Source organism: Tessaracoccus terricola (assembly GCF_054776555.1).
On the sequence record NZ_BAAHBS010000003.1, the window covers coordinates 63287 to 83845 of the forward strand.

A 20559-nucleotide genomic window follows, 5' to 3' on the forward strand; every position below is an offset into this window, starting at 1 on the left:
GAGTTGTCTTCCGGCGGCTGTGCCCCCGGATTGGAAGCTTACCCAATGGTCAACGTCGGCGCGGTCAGGCCGCGCCAGCTTTGACGGGCTCTTCCCGGTCAAGCTCGGACTCGACCTGCTCGAGCGGCGATGACGCCTCCGAGGTCGATGACGTGGCGCGCCAGGCGAGCCGCGTCGCATATCCCAGCAGCCCCACGAGGAGGAGGTTGCGCAGGATGAGCATGGAGGTCTCCAGTCCGGAGCCGTTGGGAAGTGCCATGATGCCGTGGGTCCCCCACGGGTAGGTGTACTGCGTGAGTCCCGCGACGACCACCATCGCGACCGAGAGCACGACGACGGGCCGCCTCAGCCAGTGGGAACGCCGTGCCAGGAGGAGGGCGGCGACGGGGCCGCCCAGCCAGGTCACGTACTGCGGGGACAGGGTCTTGTTGACCACGATGGTGGCCAGCACGATCGCGAGGATGACCAGCAACATCGCCTCGTGGAGGTGCCGCGAGTCCTCCCGGAACCGCCTGACCAGACGCCAGGTGAGCAGGCCCGTCAGGACGAACGACCCGGCCGTGAGCACCGAGGAGACGGTGAGCAGGAACTCCACACCGGGGCCGTCGAGTTCGATCGCGTTGTACTCCGAGAGGAACAGGTTCCAGTCCGGGGAGTCGGTGAACGTGCGCAGGAACATCAGGGGAGTGGCCGGAACCGACTCCTGCTGCAGGCCCCGCTCGCTCTGCCAGGTGACCGGCGAGACCGAGCGCTCCCAACCCACCAGCACCAGCGACGACATCCCCAGCGCGAACCCGACCACCAGGAAGGACAGCACCCGCTGCCGACCCTTCGTGCGCCGCAGCGGGTCGGGGGCTGCCATCGGGAAGGCCAGCAGCGCCGGCCACAGCTTCACCGACGCGCCCATCGCCACCAGGGCCCCGGCCAGTCGGGGCCGGGCGGTGATCCACAGGCACGCCCACGCCACCAGGGCCGCGGGGATCAGGTCGAACCGGAACCACACGATGGGTCCGCAGGCTCCCATGAACAAGATCCAGAACAGGGCGCCACGGGCGTTGTCGCGGCGGAACAACGTGATGGCGACGATGCCTGTCAGCGCCAGCATGACGCCCGAGAACCAGGGCGCCCAGGTCTGCCAACCGCCGCCGACGGTGTAGATGGCCTGCAGGATCCACAGTGCGGGCAGTGGGTACTCCGGCATCACGTCGTTGCCGTTCTCCAGCATGTCGTTTAGGTGGTAGCCGTAGTAGCTGATGTCGTTCTCGACGAACTTGACGGCCTCGAGCTGCCAGAACTGGAAGTTGACGAACGTGACCAGGACGAACAGTGCCACCAGCCCGAGTGCCGGGAGCCAGCCCTGTGCGGGTGGCCGAGCGGCCTGCTCGGATTGGCCTGTCACTGGCGTCCCTTCACTGGTGCTACCGATGCGCATGGAAAGCGCCCCCGCGAGGATTCGAACCTCGGCTCCCGCCTCCGGAGGGCGGTGCTCTATCCCCTGAGCTACGGGGGCTGGTGTGGCCCGTCGCCGAAGCGACCTGCAAAGGTTAGCAAAGATCTGGACCCACTCCTGACACCGCTGGCCCCGGCGGTCCCACAGACGGTCCGGATGACCGAAGCTGAGAGCCACATCGCGGTGGTGGTGTCCCATCTGGCAGGCTTGGAGACCATGACGCACACCCACATCGCCGGATCCATCCACGCGGACGTCGCACAGGCGGGCCCGCAGTGGTTGGAGCTGCCCGCGGACCTGAACGCCCTGGACCCGAAACTGTGGCCGTCCGGGACGTACCGGGACGGCAACGGTGCCGTCGTGGTGGGCGGCGCCTCGCTCGTCGACGTCGCCCGTGAGCACGGAACCGCCGCCTACGTCATCGACGAGGCCGACTTCCGGATGCGCGCCGCCGCCTTCCGCGACAGCTTCAAGGGCTGGGAGGTCTACTACGCCGGAAAGGCGCTGCTCACCCGCACCGTCGCGCGCTGGGTGGCCGAGGAGGGACTCAGCCTCGACGTGACCACCATGGGGGAGATGCGCGTCGCCCTGGCCGGGGGGATGCCCGCCGCCAGGCTCGGGTTCCACGGCAACAACAAGTCGGTCGACGAGATCCGCTTCGCCCTGGAGCAGGGAGTGGGGCGCATCATCGTCGACTCCTTCGACGAGATCGACCGCATCGAGGCCCTGTGCCGTGAACTTGGGGTCCGTGCCAACGCGATGGTCCGGGTGACCACCGGGGTCGAGGCGCACACCCACGAGTACATCGCCACCGCCCACGAGGACCAGAAGTTCGGCCTGTCCATCAGCTCCGGCCAGGCGCTGACCGGACTGGTGCGCTGCCACACCTCCGACGTGATCGACCTGCTCGGCATCCACAGCCACATCGGCTCCCAGATCTTCGAGACCGCGGGGTTCGAGGTGGCCATCCGTCGCACGCTGAAGCTGGCCCACCAGTTCCGCACCGCCACGGGCGCCGAGCTCCCCGAGCTCGACCTCGGCGGCGGCTTCGGGATCGCCTACGTCCCGTCGGACTCACCGATGCCCACCCCGGAACTCGCGGCCGCGTTCGAGGACCTCATCGAGCACGAGTGCCGCGCCCTCGGGCTGACCCGCCCCAAGCTGTCCATCGAACCCGGCCGCGCCATCTGCGGGCCCGCGGGCGTCGCCCTGTACGAGGTGGGCACCGTCAAGGTGGTCGACATCGAGAGCAACAAGGCCCGGGTCTACGTCTCCGTCGACGGTGGCATGAGCGACAACATCCGTCCCGCCCTGTACGCGGCCGAGTACTCGTGCGTGATCGCCAACCGCACCTCGCAGGCCGCGCCGGTGCTGTGCCGCGTGGTCGGCAAGCACTGTGAGGGCGGTGACATCCTGATCCGCTACGTGTTCCTCCCGCGCGACATCGAGCCGGGAGACCTGATCGCGGTACCGGCCTCCGGCGCGTACGCACGTGCCATGGCCAGCAACTACAACCAGGTCCCGCGGCCCCCGCTGCTCGGGGTGCGCGACGGCGAGGTCACCACGATGCTGCGCCGCGAGACCCTGGAAGACCTGATGCGACTGGACGTAGGGGAGTGAACATGGCTGAGAACGGACCACTGAAGGTGGCGCTGCTGGGTGCCGGGGTGGTGGGCTCCCAGGTGGCCCGCGTGCTCCTGGCCGAGGGGGACACCCTCGAGTCTCGGATCGGACGCCGGCTGGAGCTCGTCGGCATCGGTGTACGCCGCGAGGGCATGGAGCGTCCGGGCATCGACCCGGCCTTGTTCACCACCGACTCCATGTCCTTGGTCACCCGCGGTGACATCGACCTCGTGATCGAGGTCATCGGTGGCATCGAACCCGCCCGCAGCCTCGTCCTGGCCGCGATGCGCAACGGCGCGTCGGTCATCACCGCCAACAAGGCGCTCCTGGCCCAGGACATGGCCAGGCTCTCGGCCACCGCCAACGACAACGAGGTGGACCTCTACTACGAGGCCGCCGTCGCGGGCGCCATCCCGATCATCCGCCCGCTGCGCGAGTCGCTCGTCGGTGACGAGATCCGCGCGGTGATGGGGATCGTCAACGGCACGACCAACTACATCCTGGACAAGATGACCACGGCCGGGTTGTCGTTCGACGAAGCCCTGCAGCAGGCGCAGGACCTCGGGTTCGCCGAGGCCGACCCCACCGCCGACGTGGAGGGCCACGACGCCGCCGCGAAGGCCGCCATCCTCGCCGGGCTGGCCTTCCACACCGACGTGCGCCTCTCGGACGTGTTCTGCGAGGGCATCACCTCGGTGACGCCCGATGACATCGCCGCGGCCGACGCGATGGGCTGCGTCGTCAAGCTGCTGGCCATCACGAAGCTGACCTCGGATCCCGAGCCCCGGGTCATCGTCAAGGTGCACCCGACGATGGTCCCCAAGACCCACCCGCTGGCGTCGGTCTCCGGTGCGTTCAACGCGATCTTCGTGGATTCCCGGGACGCCGGGCAGCTGATGTTCCTCGGCGCCGGAGCCGGTGGCGCCCCCACCGCCAGCGCCGTCATGGGTGACGTCGTGACCGCGGCCCGCAACCGGCTGCGGGGCAGCGCCGCGCACGTGCAGACCGGCTACATGAAGCGTGAGGTGGCACCCATCGGGGACGCCACCGCCCGCTACTACATCAGCTTCGACGTCGAGGACCGCCCGGGCGTGCTCGCGGCCTGTGCGACGGTGTTCGCCCGCCACAACGTCTCACTCCAGACGGTGCAGCAGTCCTACCTCGAGGGCCTCGAGCGCCGCGACGGGTTCGCCGCGCGCCTGGGCGTCATGACCCACGAGGCCAGCGAGACCGACCTCGCGGGTGTGCTTGAGGAGCTGGCCGAGGCATCCTTCGTGGGGACGGGCGTCAACTACATGCGCGTCGAGGGCAGCTGAGTTGACGGTGCTACGGGTCAGGGTGCCCGGCACCACCGCCAACGTCGGTTCTGGATTCGACTGCGTGGGCATCGCGCTCGGGATCGCGGACGAACTGGAACTCGAACTGCTCGACGCCCCCGACGCCATCGAGGTGTTGGTCAACGGTGAGGGCGCTGACCAAGTTCCCCTGGACGAGTCCCACCTGGTGCTGCGCGCACTGGACGAGGGCCTCGCGGCATGGGGTGGGAGTCGTGGTGGCATCGTGCTGCGGTGCACCAATCGGATCCCGCACTCCCGTGGCCTCGGCTCCTCGGCGTCGGCGATCGTCGCCGGCCTCGCGCTGGCATGGGGCATCGCCCGCCCCGGCGAGGAACTGGACCGGGCCGAACTGACCCGGATCTCGAGCCTCATGGAGGGGCACCCCGACAACGCCGGTGCCGCCGTCTGGGGAGGTGCGATCCTCGGCTGGTTCGAGGGAGACGACGTCGAGCTGGTGCGCCTGCAGGTGCCCGCCGAGATCGGCACCCGGGTGTGGATCCCCGACTTCGAGGTGGGCACCGCCGGGGCCCGGTCCGTGCTGCCCGACGAGGTTCCCCGCCGCGACGCCGTGGCCCAGGCCATCGCTTCGGCCGCGCTGCCGCTGGCGCTGGAACGCCGCCCGGACCTGCTGCTGGCGGCGACGGCGGACCGCCTCCACCAGGCATACCGGGCAGAACTCATGCGTCCCTCCTACGAACTGGTGCTCGCGCTGCGGGAACTGGGCGTGCCGACGGCCATCTCGGGGGCCGGCCCGACGGTGTTCGCGGTGGGCACGCCGGCGCAGCTGGCGCCGGGGGACGAGCTGTCGGCTGCGGGTTTCACACGCCACGAACTGCCCATCGCAGACGGCGTCGAACTCCGGCGGGTGGACTGACTCGCACGCTTTCGGGGCGGCCCTGCTTGGAGTTGGGGTCCCGCGGTGCTAGCCTTGTAGAGGTCAATCCACACAGATGGCGCCCAGTCCCCTTTTTTCTTGCAGACTGCCTGTGTTGCGCCGAGTGGTGACCAAATCTTGACCTCCGGTGGACCCCCTGTACACAGGCTCGTCCCCGGTGAATCCTTGGAAGGAAATCCGTGACCGATACCGGTACCAACCTGGCGGGCATGAAGCTGGCTGAACTCAAGACCATCGCAGCAGGAATGGGTCTGCGCGGCACCTCCGCCATGCGCAAGGGAGACCTCGTCGCCGCCATCGCCGCTGCCGGCTCCAAGCCGCAGACGCAGGGCAACGACGCTCCGCGCACCCAGACCCGCCGCAGCACCCGCCCCGCAGCAGCCCCGGCAGCGGACAGCCAGCCGGCGCTGGCCGTCGAGACCGCACCCGCCAAGCAGGAGCAGGCCGTGGCCGACGCCGTCGGCCAGAAGCTGGCAGCCGAGAAGAAGGCCGCAGCCCCGAACGGCGAGGCCCCCGCCGAACAGCAGAACTCCGCCGCCGGCAACCGCAACACCGGCTCTGGCGGCAACAACAACGGCGGTGGCGACAACTCCTCCGACGGGCGCGGCAACAGCAACAACAACCGCCGCCGTCGTGGCCGTGACCGCGATCGCGATCGCGCCTCGCAGGAGCAGGTCAACGACGAGGTCGGCGAGCGTCTCGCCGCCGCCATGGGTGGCGGCCAGTCCCAGGCCAAGGTGGCGGCCGCGCCTGAACCGCAGCAGAACGGCAACAGCGGTGGTGGCGGCAGCCGTTACGACGATGACGACAACCAGGGCGGTCGCCGTGGCCGTCGACGTCGCACCCGGGACCGCCAGAACCGCCGTGGCGGCCGTGGCAACCAGGGCATGGAGCGCTACGAGAACGAGCCGAGCATCAGCGAGGACGACGTCCTGGCCAACACCTCCGGCATCGTCGACATCCTCGACAACTACGCGTTCGTGCGCACCACCGGCTACCTGCCCGGCCCGAACGACGCCTACCTCCCGATGTCCACCGTGCGCAAGTACGGACTGCGCCGCGGCGACGTCATCGCCGGGGCCATTCGCACCCCGCGCGAGGGGGAGCGCAAGGAGAAGTACAACCCGCTGGTGCGAATCGACTCCATCAACGGTGACGACCCGGAGAAGGCCAAGAATCGCCCCGAGTTCTCCAAGCTGACGCCTCTGTACCCCCAGACGCGCCTCAAGCTCGAGACCGCGAGCACCAACCTGACCGGCCGCATCATCGACATGGTCTCGCCCATCGGCAAGGGCCAGCGCGGACTGATCGTCTCCCCGCCCAAGGCCGGCAAGACGATGGTGATGCAGGCCATCGCCAACGCGATCGCCGCCAACAACCCAGAGGTGCACCTGATGGTGGTCCTCGTCGACGAGCGTCCCGAGGAGGTCACCGACTTCCAGCGAACCGTCTCCGGTGAGGTCATCGCCTCCACCTTCGACCGCCCGGCGGAGGACCACACCATGGTCTCCGAACTGGCGATCGAGCGCGCCAAGCGACTGGTCGAGCTCGGCCACGACGTCGTGGTGCTGCTGGACGGCATCACCCGCCTGGGCCGGGCCTACAACCTGGCCGCGCCCGCCTCCGGCCGCATCCTGTCCGGTGGTGTGGACTCCGCGGCGCTGTACCCGCCGAAGAAGTTCTTCGGCGCCGCCCGCAACATCGAGAACGGTGGCTCGCTCACCATCCTCGCCACCGCGCTCATCGAGACCGGCTCGAAGATGGACGAGGTCATCTTCGAGGAGTTCAAGGGCACCGGAAACATGGAGCTGCGTCTGCGCCGCGAACTGGCCGACAAGCGCATCTTCCCGGCCATCGACGTGGACGCCTCCGGCACCCGCCGCGAGGAACTCCTCCTCGGCCGCGACGAGCTCAACATCATGTGGAAGCTGCGCCGCGCACTGTCCGGTCTCGACGACCAGGGCGCGCTCGAACTGCTGCTCACCAGGATGCGCAAGACCGCGGACAACCACGAGTTCCTGCTCAGCGTCCTCAAGACGACCCCGGCCCAGGACGGCTGACGCGCGGGGGCTTCGCCCCGTGGACCCCGGAAAGGCTTGGGGTCTGCTGGTTTGGTTTGGGGGGCGCGGGGTGGCAGAATTGGCCCCTGTGCCGGTTCACGCACTCTGCGCACCAACTGCGCTGCGACCCGGGTAAACACAATCTCTAGGAGAAGTCATGAAGCAGGGAATCCATCCCGATTACATCGAGACCCAGGTGCAGTGCACCTGCGGCAACTCGTTCACCACGCGTAGCACCTCCCCGAAGGGCAAGCTGAGCGCCGACGTCTGCGCCGCGTGCCACCCCTTCTACACGGGCAAGCAGAAGATTCTCGACACCGGTGGCCGCGTGGCCCGCTTCGAGAAGCGCTACAAGAAGTAAGCACCCAGAACCGGGCGCAGGGTGGGCCTCAGGGCCCGCCCCGCGTCCGGTTTTCTCATCCCCGGGAGAATGATGTTCGAGTCCGCAGAACCGTTGGTCACGGAGTTCCACCAGTTGGAGCAGGAGCTCGCCGACCCCGAGCTGCACGCGGACCCCGCGCGCTCCCGCAAGGTCGGCCGCCGCTACGCGGCGCTGCGTCCCGTCGTTGAGGCGCTGGACGAGTACCGCCGCCTCGAGGGCGACCGCGCCGCTGCGGCGGAACTCGCGGAGCTGGACGACGCGTTCGCGGACGAGGTCTCCACGTTGGACGCGCAACTGGAAGCGGTGACCGAGCGGCTCACCAGGCTGCTCGCTCCGCGCGACCCCAACGACGACGCCGACGCCCTGCTGGAGATCAAGTCCGGCGAGGGTGGCGACGAGTCCGCCCTGTTCGCCGGCGACCTGCTGAAGATGTACAGCCGCTACGCCGAACAGGTGGGGTGGAAGGTGGAACTGCTCGACGAACAGACCACGGACCTCGGCGGCTACAAGTCGGTCACCATCGCGGTCAAGGGTGCGGCCAGCGATGGCGTGGGACCCTACGGCCTGCTGAAGTTCGAGGGCGGGGTGCACCGCGTGCAGCGCGTCCCCGTGACGGAGTCGCAGGGCCGGATCCACACCTCCGCCGCCGGCGTCCTGGTCATGCCCGACGTGGAGGCCGACGACGTGGAGATCAACGACGACGACCTGCGGATCGACGTCTACCGGGCCTCGGGGCCCGGCGGCCAGGGCGTCAACACCACAGACTCCGCGGTCCGTATCACCCACCTGCCCACCGGCACCGTGGTCAGCTGCCAGAACGAGCGCTCCCAGATGCAGAACAAGATCTCCGCGATGCGCATGCTGCGGGCCCGCCTGACGTCGCTCGCGGAGGAGAAGGCCGCGGAGGAGGCGTCGCAGGCGCGCAAGTCCCAGGTGCGCACGGTGGACAGGTCCGAACGGATCCGGACCTACAACTTCCCCGAGAACCGGATCGCCGACCACCGGATCGGTTACAAGGCCCACAACCTCGATGCCGTGCTGGCGGGAGCGATCGGGCCCGTGCTGGAGGCCCTGCAGGAGCGCGACCTCGCCGAACGGCTCGAGGGCACTGCGCGGTGACCGCCTCGGAACCCGCATACGACGTCGCGTTGGCCGCGGCGGCCAGGCTCGCCGCCGCCGGGCTGCCCTCGCCGGGTGCCGACGCGCGCATCCTCCTTGCCGACGTGCTCGGCCTCGACGTCTCGCAGATGCTCCTCGCCCCCCGGGTGACCGCCGGCCAGCGCGCCACGCTGGACGCACTCCTGGAGCGTCGGGAGGCGGGCGTGCCCGTCCAGCACCTCACGGGGGAGGCCCACTTCCGCTACGAGACGTTGAAGGTGGGGCCGGGGGTCTTCATCCCACGCCCCGAGACCGAACTGCTGGTGGACCTCGCGCTGCGTGAACTCGGCGGCCGCCCGCCGGAGCGACGCCGCGTGGTCGAACTCTGCGCCGGGTCGGGCGCCATCACCAGGTCCCTCGCCACGGAGCTCGGTGGCCTGGAACTGCATGCCGTGGAGATCTCGGACGAGGCTTGGCCCTACCTGGTCCACAACCTGTCCGGGCTGGAAGTGGACCTCGTCCACGCGGACATGGCCGTGGCCCTGCCCGGACTCGACGGCACAGTCGACGTCGTGGTGGTCAACCCGCCCTACGTGCCCGAGACGGTGCGCGGCTCCCTGCCGGGGGACGTCGTCGGCCACGACCCGGACCTGGCGCTGTTCAGCGGCGCGGACGGCCTCGACGCGATGCGGGTGGTTAAGGACGTCGCCGCCCGGTTGTTGCGCCCCGGTGGCCTGCTCGTGGCCGAGCACGACGAGTCACATGCCGAGGCTGTCGTCGACCTGCTCGAGGGACCCCTGTTCGAGGACGTCGCCGACCATGACGACCTCACTGGCCGCCCACGCCACGTGACCGCGCGGCGGTCCGGTGGCCGCGACGTGGCAGGATTGGAATCGTGACCGAAACCCCCTCCGCACCCGCGCTCCATGATCTCAACGAGGACCCGGGAGCGGGTATCGACGCCGCCTCGGCCGCGATCGCCGAAGGCCACTGCGTCGTCGTACCCACCGACACCGTCTACGGGATCGCCGCCGACGCCTTCTCCGGCGACGCCGTGCGCGGCCTGCTCGCCGCCAAGCAGCGCGGTGGGGACATGCCGCCGCCGGTGCTGATCGCGGAGCGCTCCATGCTGCGTGCCCTGACCGCGGACATCCCGCGCGACGCCATGGCGCTGGCACGCAACTTCTGGCCCGGGGCGCTGACCCTGATCCTCAAGGCGCAGAAGACCTTGAACCTGGAACTGGGGGAGACCGGTGGCACCGTCGCCGTGCGGGTGCCCGACCACGACGAGCTGCGCCGACTGCTGCGGCGCACCGGCCCGCTGGCCGTGAGCTCTGCCAACATCTCGGGCAGGCCTGCCGCGAACACCGTCGCAGAGGCCCTGGAGATGCTCGGGGACACGGTGGCCGTCTACCTCGACGGCGGCGAGTCCGAGGGACAGGTGGCCTCCACCATCGTCGACTTCACCGGGTCCAACCGCGGTCGCGTGCTGCGCAACGGAGCCATCGCATTCGAGGAGCTCAAGCTCACCGCACCCCGCCTCGAGCCGTACGAGGAACCGACGCCACCGGCGGCCGCAAAGGAAGAGGAACCGCCGGCCGAACTGGAAGCACCGGGTGCCGACGACGAGGCACGCGCCCAGGGGGACGTCATCGAAGGGACCGACGTCACCGACGGGGGCGAGAAACCTACAGATGCGTGAGTACTCCCTGGTCCTGCTGGTTGCAGCCGCCGCCACCTACCTGCTGGCCGGCCTGTGCCGCAGGATCGCGATCAGGACCGGGACCCTGGCCCGGGTCCGTGCCCGGGACGTCCACACCCAACCCATCCCGTACCTCGGGGGCGTGGCGATGCTGGGCGGGTTGGCCGTCGCCTTCCTGCTGGCGCGGCAGCTGCCGTTCCTCGGTAAGCACGCCACCGTGGCCCACGACGCGGAGGCCGTTCTCTGGGCGGCGCTGATCATCTGCCTGGTGGGCGTGCTCGACGACAAGTTCGACATGCCGGCCATGGTGAAACTGGGCGGTCAGGTGCTCGCGGCCGGCGTGGCGGTGCTGCAGGGGGTGCGCATCTACTGGATCCCGCTGCCCAACACCATCATCAACCTCGGCGACGCCACCAGTATCCTCGTCACCGTCCTGTTCATCGCGCTGTGCGTCAACGCGGTCAACTTCGTCGACGGGCTCGACGGGCTGGCGGCGGGCGTGGTGGCCATCGGGTCCGGAGCCTTCTTCGCGTACTGCTACCTGCTGGCCTACGAGCAGGAGCTGGTCCGTGCGACCACTGCGAGCCTCATCACAGTGGCCACGTGCGGCATCTGCCTCGGGTTCCTCGCCCACAACTTCCACCCGGCCAAGATGTTCATGGGGGACTCAGGTGCGATGCTGCTGGGGCTGCTGATGGCGTTGAGCGCCATCTCCTTCACCGGCCAGACCGACGCCAGCGCCCTGGCCGGCGGGGACATCCTCCCCGCGCTGCTGCCGATCCTGCTCCCGTTCGCCGCGCTCGCGCTGCCGTTCCTGGACCTGATCCTCGCCTACGTGAGACGCACCCGCCGAGGGCAGTTCTGGTTCGTGGCGGACAAGCAGCACATCCACCACATGCTGGTGCGCCGCGGCCACTCCCACCGGGGCGCGGTGTTCCTGATGTACGGCTGGACCGCGGTGTTCGCAGGCGGTCTGGTGTTCATCACTGTGACGCACCGCTCGACCGCGGTGTGGGGGGTGGGGATCGCCCTGGTCCTCGTCCTCATCCTGACCGTTTACCCGTTGCGCTCCGGCCAGCACGCCGTCGCCGGTGCCACGACGCCGACGGAGGTGCCGGCCGCCTCCTCGCCGGAGCCGGACTCGGCCAGGAAGGAAATCGATGGCAGCCACTGAGAAGAAGGTGTCGGGGGCGACCCGCCGTGCCCGCCAGATGATGGTGGGTGGCCTGGTGCTCGGCCACGCCGCGGGCATCACGGTCCTCGGGTTGGCCCTCGTGATCGGTGGGACCGACGCCGCCATCACCGTTGCGCTCGGCTTCGCAGCCGTCGTGATCTTCTTCTCCGTCGGCCAGTTCATCGAGATCATCGCGTGTGAACTGGAGCCGGTGCAGGGCATGGGACTGGCGCTCGTGTCCTACCTGGTGCGGGTGGTGGGGATCGGTGTGGGCATGTACTACATCCTCTACAACCCGGCGGTCGCGCCCCACGTGGAGGGTGGCTGGCTGCTCCTGTCCATGGTGGCAACGGTCATCGCCTGGGTGGGCGGAGTGGTGCTCGTGGCGAGCAGGCAACGCGTCCCGATCTACGATGCTGACTATGTTCCCCCTGCCGCCGGGGGCGAAGGTGATTAGCCGCGGATTTTCCGCTAGGCTCCATGTCGACATGGGCATGAAGAGTTCATCGGACGAGTCGCCGGAACCCCGCAGGGGCGGCAGTACCGACGATGGGATGATCGTGCTCAGCTACATCTTGGCCGGGCTGATCCTCTACGGGGGTCTGGGCTGGCTGGGAGACCACTACCTGAACACCTCGTGGTTGCTGCCGGTGGGCCTCATCGTTGGACTGGCCTGCAGCATCTACCTGATCATCAAGCGATATGGGAGAACCGAGTGAACCCAGGACTGTTCCCGCTCGAGGACGGCGGCTACACCCCTCCCGGTGTTGAGGACTTCCATTGGGGCGCCCTTGTAGAGGGCATGCCCGAGTGGATGAACAAGCCGTTCTTCCAAGCCGTCATCGGTGCGCTGCTGGTCATCCTGCTGTGGTGGTGGGCCTCCCGGAACCTGAAGACGAAGCCCGGCAAGGGGCAGTTCTTCGCGGAGTACGTCTACGAGTTCGTGCGCAACGGCATCGCCCGCGACATCCTGCACCATGACTTCCGCAAGTTCCTGCCCTACCTCGTGGGACTGTTCTCCTTCATCCTGGTGAACAACCTGTTCGGCGAGTTCTTCTTCTTCATGTACCCCACGTTCTCCAACGTCGGGTACGCCTACGGCCTGGCGATCCTGTCCTGGTTGATCTACCTGGGCGCGGGGTTCAAGAAGTTCGGCCTGGGATTCCTGAGGCGCTCCCTGATCCCGGAAGGCGTGCCGGTCGCGCTGTACCCGCTGATCATCCCGCTGGAGTTCCTGTCGGTCTTCATCACGCGGCCCGTGACGCTGGCACTGCGTCTGTTCGCCAACCTGTTCGCCGGCCACCTCGTCGTGATGGTGTTCGTCGTCGGCGGCGGCTACCTGCTGACCTACCAGGACAACCTGTTCTACAACGTCTCCGGCGTCGTCTCGCTGTTGTTCAGCATCATCATCCTGTGCCTGGAGGTCTTCATCGGGGCCCTGCAGGCATACATCTTCACCGTCCTCACCGCCCAGTACGTCTCGACCTCCATCTCCGAGGCACACTAAGTCCGACTTCCCGCAGACCTGCCGGAAGCCACCCGAAAGGAAAACCATGCTGTCCCTCCTTGAAATCTCCGGATCCATCAACATGATCGGCTACGCGATCGCCACCATCGGCCCCGCCCTCGGTGTGGCCTGGATCTTCGCGTCCGTCATCAACGGCACGGCTCGCCAGCCCGAGGCCCGTGGCGCCATGATGAGCACCGCCTTCATCGGCTTCGCCGTGGTTGAGGCCCTCGCCATCATCGGCATCGCCCTCGCCTTCGTTCTCAACTGAGTCGCAGCATGGTCCCCGCATTCGGGGTGTTGCAAGAGATCGACCTAGGGCCTCTTGCGCCCCACCATCTGTCCGAAGTCATCGTCGGCATCATCCTGATGCTGCTCATCTTCGTCGTGATGTGGAAGTTCATCGTTCCGGCATTCGAGAAGATGTACGAGGAGCGCTCGAACCAGATCGAGGGTGGCATGCAGCGTGCGGCCGCAGCCGAGGCCAAGGCCGAGGCTGCGCTGGCCGAGTACAACGCCCAGCTGTCCACCGCACGTGAGGAGGCTGCTCGCATCCGAGAGGACGCGAAGAACTCCGGCGCCCAGATCCTGGCCGAGGCCCGCGACAAGGCCGCCAAGGAGTCCGCGAGGATCCTGGAGAGCGGTCGCACCCAGCTCGAGGCCGAGCGCTCACAGCTGATCCTGCAGCTGCGCGGCGAGGTCGGCGGCCTCGCCACCACGCTGGCGGGCAAGATCGTGGGGGAGTCCCTCTCCGACGACGCGCGCGCCAACCGTACGGTCGATGCGTTCCTGGCCGAGCTTGAGTCGTCAGGTTCTGTTCGATGAGCGCCCGCGACGCAGCCACCAGCTCCCTCGACGCGAAGGTGGACGAGTCCACGCTCGACGCCACCGCCTCGAGTGAACTCTTCGCTGTCGTCGACGTGCTCGACGGCCAGCCCCCGCTGCGTCGTTCACTGTCCGACCCGTCTGCCGCGGGTGAGGCCCGCGCAGCACTGGCCGAGCGGCTGTTCGCCGGCCGGATCAGCGCCCCGGCCATGCAGGTCGTCTCGACGGTCGTCGCCACCGGTGGTCTCACCGGCCGCCGACTCGTGGAGGCGCTGGAGCGCCAGGGCGTGCGTGGGCTGCTCAAGGTGGCCCACGGTGGGGGAGACCTCGCCCGCGTCCAGCAGGAGCTCCACTCGTTCTCGGCCACCGTCCAGAACGACGCGGAACTCGGTGACGCGCTGCGGAACCGCCGGTTCCCGCTCGAGGCCCGTCGGCGCCTGGTCGCGGACCTCACCGACGGCAGGGTGCACCCGATCACCTCGGTGCTCCTGAGTCGTGCGGCTGCAGGACGTATCCGGAACCTGCCCATCACAGTGGACACCTACCTCGAGATCGCAGCAGCGCTGGGCAACCAGCAGATCGCGAAGGTCACGGTGGCCAAGCCCCTCGACGAGTCCCGTACGCAGCGGCTGCGCCGTGCGCTCGAGGCCCAGGTGGGCGGCCCCGTCGCCCTGCAGGTCGAGGTGAACCCGTCGGTGCTGGGTGGCGTGACCGTCCAGCTCGGCGACAGCATCATCGAATCAACCGTGGCCGGGCGGCTCGAACAAGCCCGTCGGCTGCTGAACTCACACTGAAAACTTCCGAAAGTAGGACGCAATGGCTGAACTAACCATCAGTCCGGACGAGATCCGCAATGCCCTGGACAGCTTCGTCCAGTCTTACCAGCCCGAGGCGGCCGGGAAGACCGAGGTGGGCACCGTCGTCACGTCGGGTGACGGCATCGCCCGTGTCGAGGGCCTGCCCTCGGCGATGGCCAACGAGCTGTTGCGCTTCGAGAACGGCACGATGGGGATCGCGCTGAACCTCGAGGAGCGCGAGATCGGCGTCGTCGTCCTCGGTGACTCCGAGGGCATCGACGAGGGCTCCGTGGTGCACGGCACCGGCGAGGTCCTCTCGGTCCCCGTCGGCGACGGCTACCTCGGCCGCGTCGTCGACGCCATGGGCAACCCGATCGACGGCCTCGGCGAGATCAGCCCCATCGAAGAGCGTCGCGCACTGGAGATCCAGGCCGCCGGCGTCATGGACCGCCAGGAGGTCCGCGAGCCCCTGCAGACCGGCATCAAGGCCATCGACGCCATGACCCCGATCGGCCGTGGCCAGCGTCAGCTGATCATCGGTGACCGCAAGACCGGCAAGACCGCCATCGCGATCGACACCATCATCAACCAGAAGTCCAACTGGGAGTCGGGCGACCCGAAGCAGCAGGTCCGCTGCATCTACGTCGCCGTCGGCCAGAAGGGCTCCACGATCGCCGAGGTGCGCAGCACCCTGGAGGCCGCGGGCGCCCTCGAGTACACCACCATCGTGCACTCGCCCGCCTCCGACCCGGCAGGCTTCAAGTACATCGCCCCCTACTCCGGCTCGGCCATCGGCCAGCACTGGATGTACCAGGGCAAGCACGTCCTCATCGTGTTCGACGACCTCACCAAGCAGGCCGAGGCCTACCGCGCGATGTCGCTGCTGCTGCGTCGTCCCCCGGGCCGTGAGGCCTACCCCGGTGACGTCTTCTACCTCCACTCCCGCCTCCTCGAGCGCTGCGCCAAGCTCTCCGACGAGCTGGGTGCAGGTTCGATGACCGGCCTGCCGATCATCGAGACCAAGGCCAACGACGTCTCGGCCTACATCCCGACCAACGTGATCTCCATCACCGACGGCCAGATCTTCCTCCAGTCGGACCTGTTCAACGCCAACCAGCGCCCCGCGATCGACGTCGGCATCTCGGTCTCCCGAGTCGGCGGCGCCGCGCAGATCAAGGCGATGAAGTCGGTCTCCGGTTCGCTGAAGATCAACCTCGCGCAGTACCGCGACATGCAGGCCTTCGCGATGTTCGCCTCCGACCTGGACCCGACCTCGCGTCGCCAGCTCGAGCGCGGCGCACGCCTCGTCGAGATCCTGCGCCAGGGCCAGTACGCTCCCTACCCGGTCGAGGACCAGACGGTCAGCGTCTGGGCCGGCAACGAGGGCCACTTCGACGACGTCCCCGTCGACGACGTGCTGCGCTTCGAGCAGGAGTTCCTGGACCACCTGCGCCACAACGCCACCGTCCTGCAGGACATCGCCGAGTCCAAGAAGTTCTCGGACGAGGCCAAGGAGGCCACGCTGGCTGCGCTGGCCGACTTCAAGCAGGTCTTCCGCACCTCCGAGGGCAAGCTGCTCGTCGGTCGTGAGGAGCACGAGGCGATGGAAGACAGCGAGATCGGCCAGGAAACCATCCGCGTCTCCAAGCGGGGTTGATAGACCATGGCGAGTAGCCTGCGAGAACTCAGACAGCGGCGCCAGTCGGTGACCGCGACGAAGAAGATCACCCGCGCCATGGAGCTGATCGCCTCGTCGCAGATCGTCAAGGCCCAGCAGATCGCGCGCAACGCGATGCCGTACACCACGGCTCTGACGCACGCGGTCTCGGCCCTGGCGTCGCTCGGCGAGGTGGCCCACCCGCTGCTGGAGGACCGGGTCCCTGCCCGGCGTTCGGCGATGCTCGTGGTCACGGGCGACCGTGGCCTCGCGGGTGCGTACTCCTCGAACGTCATCAAGGCGGCCGAGCAGCTGTACACCAAGCTGACCGACGAGGGCCAGGAAGTGGTCCAGTACATCACCGGCAACAAGGGCGTGGGCTACTTCGAGTTCCGCAACCGCCCGGTGGAGCAGAAGTGGACCGGCTTCTCCGACAAGCCGCAGTACTCGCACGCACGCGAGATCGCGGACGTCCTGATCGAGAAGTTCCTCCTGCCCTACGAGGAGGGCGGCGTGGACCAGATCCACGTCGTCGGCACGCGCTTCATCTCGATGCTGTCGCAGCAGGCCACTGCCACGCGGCTGCTGCCGCTGGTGGTGGAGGAGAGCGACGAGCCCGCGGGCGAGGGTGAGATCATCCCGTTCTACACCTTCGAGCCCAGCGCGGAAGCAGTGCTGGACCAGTTGCTGCCGCTGTACATCGCCAACCGCGTCTACACCGTGCTGCTGCAGTCGAGTGCCTCCGAGCTGGCGAGCCGCCAGACCGCCATGAAGGCGGCCACCGACAATGCACAGCAGCTGATCGAGCGCCTGACGCGCGAGGCCAACCAGGCCCGTCAGGCCGAGATCACCCAGGAAATCTCTGAAATCACCGGCGGTGCCGCGGCGCTGGCCGAGTCAGCCGGAAACGAGTGAGGAAAGCAATGACTACCACTGCAGATTCGACGGAAGCTGTCGCCACCGGCGGCATCGGCCGAGTCGCCCGAGTGATCGGCCCCGTGGTCGACGTCGAGTTCGCGGCTGACCAGATCCCCGAGATCGGGAGCGCGCTGCTCGTCGAGACCGAGGTCATGGGCGACAAGATGACCATGACCATGGAGACCGCACTCCACGTCGGCGACAACCTGGTCCGCGCCATCGCGCTGAAGCCGACCGACGGCATGCGTCGCGGCGCCGAGGTGCGTGACACCGGGGCCCCCATCTCCGTCCCCGTGGGTGACGTGACCAAGGGCCACGTGTGGAACGTGACCGGCGACGTGCTCAACGTCGACCCCTCGAGCATCGAGATCACGGAGCGCTGGCCCATCCACCGCCCCGCCCCCGCCTTCGACGCGCTGGAGTCCCGCACCGAGATGCTGGAGACCGGCATCAAGGTGCTCGACCTCCTCACCCCGTACGTGAAGGGTGGCAAGATCGGCCTGTTCGGTGGCGCCGGCGTCGGCAAGACCGTGCTCATCCAGGAGATGATCTACCGCATCGCCCACAACTTCGGTGGCACCTCGGTGTTCGCCGGCGTGGGGGAGCGCACCCGTGAGGGCAACGACCTCATCAACGAGATGGAGGAGGCCGGCGTCCTCAAGGACACCGCCCTCGTCTTCGGCCAGATGGACGAGCCCCCGGGCACCCGTCTCCGCGTCGCGCTGAGCGCCCTGACGATGGCCGAGTACTTCCGTGACGTCCAGAACCAGGACGTGCTGCTGTTCATCGACAACATCTTCCGGTTCACCCAGGCGGGCTCCGAGGTCTCCACGCTGCTCGGGCGCATGCCCTCGGCAGTGGGTTACCAGCCCAACCTGGCCGACGAGATGGGCCAGCTGCAGGAGCGGATCACCTCCACCAAGGGTCACTCCATCACCTCGATGCAGGCCATCTACGTCCCCGCCGACGACTACACCGACCCGGCCCCGGCGACGACGTTCGCCCACCTGGACGCCACCACCGAGCTGTCGCGTGCGATCGCCTCGCGTGGCCTCTACCCGGCCGTGGACCCGCTGACCTCCTCGAGCCGCATCCTCGACCCGCAGTACGTGGGCCAGGAGCACTACGACACCGCGGTGCGCGTCAAGCAGATCCTGCAGCGCAACAAGGAGCTCCAGGACATCATCGCCATCCTCGGCATCGACGAGCTCTCCGAGGAGGACAAGATCATGGTGGCCCGTGCCCGCCGGATCGAGCAGTTCCTCTCGCAGAACACCTACACCGCCGAGAAGTTCACCAACGTGCCCGGTTCCACCGTGCCGCTGAAGGACACCATCGAGGGCTTCCAGATGATCACCCGCGGTGACGTCGACCACATTGCCGAGCAGGCGTTCTTCAACGTCGGCAGCATGGAGGACGTCATGCGCAACTGGGACAAGATGAGCAAGGAAGGCTGAGACAGTGGATCGCGAGCCCCTCAAGGTCGAGGTCGTCGCAGCCGATCGGCAGGTGTGGGCCGGTGATGTCATCAACATCATCGCCCGCACCACCGAGGGCGACGTCGGCGTCCTGCCAGGGCACGAGCCGCTCATGGCGGCCCTCGTCCCGTGCGTGGTGGAGATCGTCACCGCGGACGGGCGCAGCGAGACGCTGGCCGTCGACGGCGGCTTCATCTCCGTCGCGGAGGGCCACGTGTGGATCCTCAGCCAGAGCGCGGTCATGGGTCAGGAAGTGACCCTGGACCGGGCCGAGCGCGAGGCGTCGGAACTGCGTGAACTGCAGCGCACCGGCGACGCCGACGAGGACCAGGTCCACCGACTGCACATCCTCGATGCGCAGATCCGGGCCGGCGAACGCGTGCGTTCAGCCTGACTTCTACAACAATTCGGCATCAATCGACCAAGGCGGTCCCAAGCAGGGCCGCCTTGGTCATTTCTGAGGGAATCTAAGGGTATCTTTCATCCATGGATCTAGGGACTGCGCTCATCGTGGTGTGTGTCATCACGATCCTGTGCATGCCCTTCATCGGGCTCTATGCTCGCCGCCGTTGGCTCACTGGCCACGGCGGTCTTTTTGATTGTGCGTACCGGACCGGCGACGGCGTGCCCGGCAGCGGCTGGGTGCTGGGGCTCGCGCGGTACCGCGGTGACAACCTGGAGTGGTACCGGGCGTTCTCCCTCGCGCTGCGGCCATCGCTCCAGTTCCAGCGCGGAGTGACGTCGCTCACCTACCAACGCCCGTCCAGTGGCCTCGAGGCCGTGGTGCTGTTCGACGAGTCCCGGATCGTGACCCTCAAGGACAGGGTGACCAGTCGGGAGCACGCGCTTGCCATGGACCCCGACGCCGCCATGGCGTTGATGAGCTGGCTGGAGTCAGCCCCGCCAGGCAGCCACTACCTCCCGCACAGCGCAGACTCGCCACTGTGACCCGCTCCCCGCCGGGCGGGTTTTCTCATGCCCGGCGGGGGCGATCCGGCTTCGGACGGTCCGTGCCGGGCACCCAGAGCACGTCGCCGTCGGTCCCGTTGGTGACACGGCCCATGATGAACAGCAGGTCGCTCAGCCGGTTCAGGTAGGTGATGGCCAGCAGGTTCACGCCGCCCTGACCGCGCTCGTCCGAGACCTCGGTGCCGTGCGCCTCCACGCTGCGCCAGGCCACGCGCTCGGCGCGGCGGCAGACAGTCCTCGCAACGTGCAGCTGTGCGCCGGAGGGGGAGCCGCCGGGCAGGATGAACGATCGCAGGTCCGGCAGGTCCGCGGACAACTCGTCGCACCACTGCTCGAGCCTGTCCACTGACGGCTGCTCGATCCGAAGCGGCGGCCATTCCGGGTCACTGTGGAGTGGGGTCGAGAGGTCCGCGCCGACGTCGAAGAGTTCGTTGCGGATCAGGTCGAGCATCTCCACGACGCGTTCGGGGAGGCCGCCCAGGGCCACGGCCACGGCGATCGCGGCGTTGGTCTCGTCAACCGTTCCGTAGGCCTCCACCCGGATGTCTGTCTTGTCGGCCACCGAGTTGTCGGCCAGGCGGGTCTGCCCGGCGTCGCCGGTACGGGTGTAGATGCGGGTCAGGTTCACCATGTGCGCAAACCTATCCGAGATCGGCGTGTACCGAATCGCGTGCCCGCCCCCGCATC

At 68.2% G+C, this 20559-nt stretch carries 22 protein-coding genes and 1 tRNA gene; 20 read left to right on the forward strand and 3 right to left on the reverse strand.

Annotated elements, in window-relative coordinates; all coding sequences use genetic code 11:
- Positions 1-64: 64 nt before the first annotated feature.
- Together ACYU7G_RS04960 and ACYU7G_RS04965 are read right to left on the reverse strand one after the other, a co-directional pair.
- Positions 65-1399, reverse strand: coding sequence for a glycosyltransferase 87 family protein (locus ACYU7G_RS04960; protein WP_461105401.1), 1335 nt, complete (start codon positions 1397-1399; stop codon positions 65-67).
- A 39-nt stretch (positions 1400-1438) separates the two neighbouring features.
- Positions 1439-1510, reverse strand: a tRNA-Arg gene (locus ACYU7G_RS04965).
- 156 nt (positions 1511-1666) lie between these two features.
- Between ACYU7G_RS04965 and lysA the strand changes: the two genes are divergently transcribed.
- The 20 genes from lysA (at position 1667) to ACYU7G_RS05065 (ending at position 19851) form a co-directional block, all read left to right on the forward strand.
- Positions 1667-3070 (forward strand): diaminopimelate decarboxylase, encoded by a 1404-nt coding sequence (lysA, locus tag ACYU7G_RS04970; RefSeq protein WP_461105686.1) that lies wholly within the window; start codon positions 1667-1669, stop codon positions 3068-3070.
- A gap of 2 nt (positions 3071-3072) precedes the next feature.
- Complete coding sequence (locus tag ACYU7G_RS04975) at positions 3073-4389, forward strand: homoserine dehydrogenase (protein ID WP_461105403.1); 1317 nt, start codon at positions 3073-3075, stop codon at positions 4387-4389.
- A 22-nt stretch (positions 4390-4411) separates the two neighbouring features.
- Positions 4412-5284: a homoserine kinase gene (gene thrB / locus ACYU7G_RS04980; protein WP_461105405.1), complete on the forward strand. Its 873-nt coding sequence runs from the start codon at positions 4412-4414 to the stop codon at positions 5282-5284.
- A gap of 230 nt (positions 5285-5514) precedes the next feature.
- Complete coding sequence (gene rho, locus ACYU7G_RS04985; RefSeq protein ID WP_461105688.1) at positions 5515-7365, forward strand: transcription termination factor Rho; 1851 nt, start codon at positions 5515-5517, stop codon at positions 7363-7365.
- A gap of 157 nt (positions 7366-7522) precedes the next feature.
- The gene (gene rpmE / locus ACYU7G_RS04990; protein ID WP_461105407.1) at positions 7523-7726 is read left to right on the forward strand and encodes a 50S ribosomal protein L31; all 204 of its coding nucleotides are present in this window, start codon (positions 7523-7525) and stop codon (positions 7724-7726) included.
- A gap of 72 nt (positions 7727-7798) precedes the next feature.
- Positions 7799-8866: a peptide chain release factor 1 gene (prfA, locus tag ACYU7G_RS04995; protein ID WP_461105690.1), complete on the forward strand. Its 1068-nt coding sequence runs from the start codon at positions 7799-7801 to the stop codon at positions 8864-8866.
- Positions 8863-9744, forward strand: coding sequence for a peptide chain release factor N(5)-glutamine methyltransferase (gene prmC, locus ACYU7G_RS05000; RefSeq protein ID WP_461105409.1), 882 nt, complete (start codon positions 8863-8865; stop codon positions 9742-9744). Before prfA ends, prmC begins: the two co-directional genes overlap by 4 nt.
- Entirely contained in the window at positions 9741-10547 is an 807-nt protein-coding gene (locus ACYU7G_RS05005) for an L-threonylcarbamoyladenylate synthase (RefSeq protein WP_461105411.1), read from the forward strand. Before prmC ends, ACYU7G_RS05005 begins: the two co-directional genes overlap by 4 nt.
- Positions 10540-11721, forward strand: a complete 1182-nt coding sequence (locus ACYU7G_RS05010) for a glycosyltransferase family 4 protein (protein WP_461105413.1) — start codon at positions 10540-10542, stop codon at positions 11719-11721. The genes ACYU7G_RS05005 and ACYU7G_RS05010 overlap by 8 nt, the downstream gene beginning before the upstream one ends.
- The gene (locus tag ACYU7G_RS05015; RefSeq protein ID WP_461105415.1) at positions 11708-12178 is read left to right on the forward strand and encodes a hypothetical protein; all 471 of its coding nucleotides are present in this window, start codon (positions 11708-11710) and stop codon (positions 12176-12178) included. The genes ACYU7G_RS05010 and ACYU7G_RS05015 overlap by 14 nt, the downstream gene beginning before the upstream one ends.
- A gap of 37 nt (positions 12179-12215) precedes the next feature.
- Positions 12216-12440, forward strand: a complete 225-nt coding sequence (locus ACYU7G_RS05020; RefSeq protein WP_461105417.1) for an AtpZ/AtpI family protein — start codon at positions 12216-12218, stop codon at positions 12438-12440.
- Positions 12437-13228, forward strand: a complete 792-nt coding sequence (atpB, locus tag ACYU7G_RS05025) for a F0F1 ATP synthase subunit A (RefSeq protein ID WP_461105419.1) — start codon at positions 12437-12439, stop codon at positions 13226-13228. The genes ACYU7G_RS05020 and atpB overlap by 4 nt, the downstream gene beginning before the upstream one ends.
- Before the next feature lie 46 nt (positions 13229-13274).
- Positions 13275-13499: an ATP synthase F0 subunit C gene (gene atpE, locus ACYU7G_RS05030; protein ID WP_461105421.1), complete on the forward strand. Its 225-nt coding sequence runs from the start codon at positions 13275-13277 to the stop codon at positions 13497-13499.
- 8 nt (positions 13500-13507) lie between these two features.
- A complete protein-coding gene (locus ACYU7G_RS05035) occupies positions 13508-14053 on the forward strand; it encodes a F0F1 ATP synthase subunit B (RefSeq protein WP_461105423.1) in 546 nt (181 codons plus the stop codon).
- Positions 14050-14847: a F0F1 ATP synthase subunit delta gene (locus ACYU7G_RS05040; protein WP_461105425.1), complete on the forward strand. Its 798-nt coding sequence runs from the start codon at positions 14050-14052 to the stop codon at positions 14845-14847. Before ACYU7G_RS05035 ends, ACYU7G_RS05040 begins: the two co-directional genes overlap by 4 nt.
- A 22-nt stretch (positions 14848-14869) precedes the next feature.
- Positions 14870-16507, forward strand: a complete 1638-nt coding sequence (atpA, locus tag ACYU7G_RS05045; RefSeq protein ID WP_461105427.1) for a F0F1 ATP synthase subunit alpha — start codon at positions 14870-14872, stop codon at positions 16505-16507.
- A 6-nt stretch (positions 16508-16513) separates the two neighbouring features.
- The gene (locus ACYU7G_RS05050; RefSeq protein ID WP_461105429.1) at positions 16514-17422 is read left to right on the forward strand and encodes a F0F1 ATP synthase subunit gamma; all 909 of its coding nucleotides are present in this window, start codon (positions 16514-16516) and stop codon (positions 17420-17422) included.
- An 8-nt stretch (positions 17423-17430) separates the two neighbouring features.
- Entirely contained in the window at positions 17431-18882 is a 1452-nt protein-coding gene (atpD, locus tag ACYU7G_RS05055) for a F0F1 ATP synthase subunit beta (RefSeq protein ID WP_461105431.1), read from the forward strand.
- Positions 18883-18886: 4 nt separating this feature from the next.
- Positions 18887-19297, forward strand: a complete 411-nt coding sequence (locus ACYU7G_RS05060; RefSeq protein WP_461105433.1) for a F0F1 ATP synthase subunit epsilon — start codon at positions 18887-18889, stop codon at positions 19295-19297.
- Positions 19298-19389: 92 nt separating this feature from the next.
- A complete protein-coding gene (locus ACYU7G_RS05065) occupies positions 19390-19851 on the forward strand; it encodes a DUF2550 domain-containing protein (RefSeq protein ID WP_461105435.1) in 462 nt (153 codons plus the stop codon).
- 25 nt (positions 19852-19876) lie between these two features.
- Here the strand turns inward: ACYU7G_RS05065 and ACYU7G_RS05070 are convergent, their stop codons facing one another.
- Entirely contained in the window at positions 19877-20503 is a 627-nt protein-coding gene (locus ACYU7G_RS05070; RefSeq protein ID WP_461105437.1) for a cob(I)yrinic acid a,c-diamide adenosyltransferase, read from the reverse strand.
- Positions 20504-20559 lie beyond the last annotated feature (56 nt).

Coding starts and splice junctions, on each gene's coding strand:
- lysA (WP_461105686.1), top strand. CDS start 1,667: ATGACGCACACCCACATCGCCGGATCCATCCACGCGGACGTCGCACAG.
- ACYU7G_RS04975 (WP_461105403.1), top strand. CDS start 3,073: ATGGCTGAGAACGGACCACTGAAGGTGGCGCTGCTGGGTGCCGGGGTG.
- rho (WP_461105688.1), top strand. CDS start 5,515: ATGAAGCTGGCTGAACTCAAGACCATCGCAGCAGGAATGGGTCTGCGC.
- rpmE (WP_461105407.1), top strand. CDS start 7,523: ATGAAGCAGGGAATCCATCCCGATTACATCGAGACCCAGGTGCAGTGC.
- prfA (WP_461105690.1), top strand. CDS start 7,799: ATGTTCGAGTCCGCAGAACCGTTGGTCACGGAGTTCCACCAGTTGGAG.
- ACYU7G_RS05010 (WP_461105413.1), top strand. CDS start 10,540: ATGCGTGAGTACTCCCTGGTCCTGCTGGTTGCAGCCGCCGCCACCTAC.
- ACYU7G_RS05015 (WP_461105415.1), top strand. CDS start 11,708: ATGGCAGCCACTGAGAAGAAGGTGTCGGGGGCGACCCGCCGTGCCCGC.
- ACYU7G_RS05020 (WP_461105417.1), top strand. CDS start 12,216: ATGAAGAGTTCATCGGACGAGTCGCCGGAACCCCGCAGGGGCGGCAGT.
- atpE (WP_461105421.1), top strand. CDS start 13,275: ATGCTGTCCCTCCTTGAAATCTCCGGATCCATCAACATGATCGGCTAC.
- ACYU7G_RS05035 (WP_461105423.1), top strand. CDS start 13,508: ATGGTCCCCGCATTCGGGGTGTTGCAAGAGATCGACCTAGGGCCTCTT.
- ACYU7G_RS05040 (WP_461105425.1), top strand. CDS start 14,050: ATGAGCGCCCGCGACGCAGCCACCAGCTCCCTCGACGCGAAGGTGGAC.
- atpA (WP_461105427.1), top strand. CDS start 14,870: ATGGCTGAACTAACCATCAGTCCGGACGAGATCCGCAATGCCCTGGAC.
- ACYU7G_RS05050 (WP_461105429.1), top strand. CDS start 16,514: ATGGCGAGTAGCCTGCGAGAACTCAGACAGCGGCGCCAGTCGGTGACC.
- atpD (WP_461105431.1), top strand. CDS start 17,431: ATGACTACCACTGCAGATTCGACGGAAGCTGTCGCCACCGGCGGCATC.
- ACYU7G_RS05065 (WP_461105435.1), top strand. CDS start 19,390: ATGGATCTAGGGACTGCGCTCATCGTGGTGTGTGTCATCACGATCCTG.
- ACYU7G_RS05070 (WP_461105437.1), bottom strand. CDS start 20,503: ATGGTGAACCTGACCCGCATCTACACCCGTACCGGCGACGCCGGGCAG.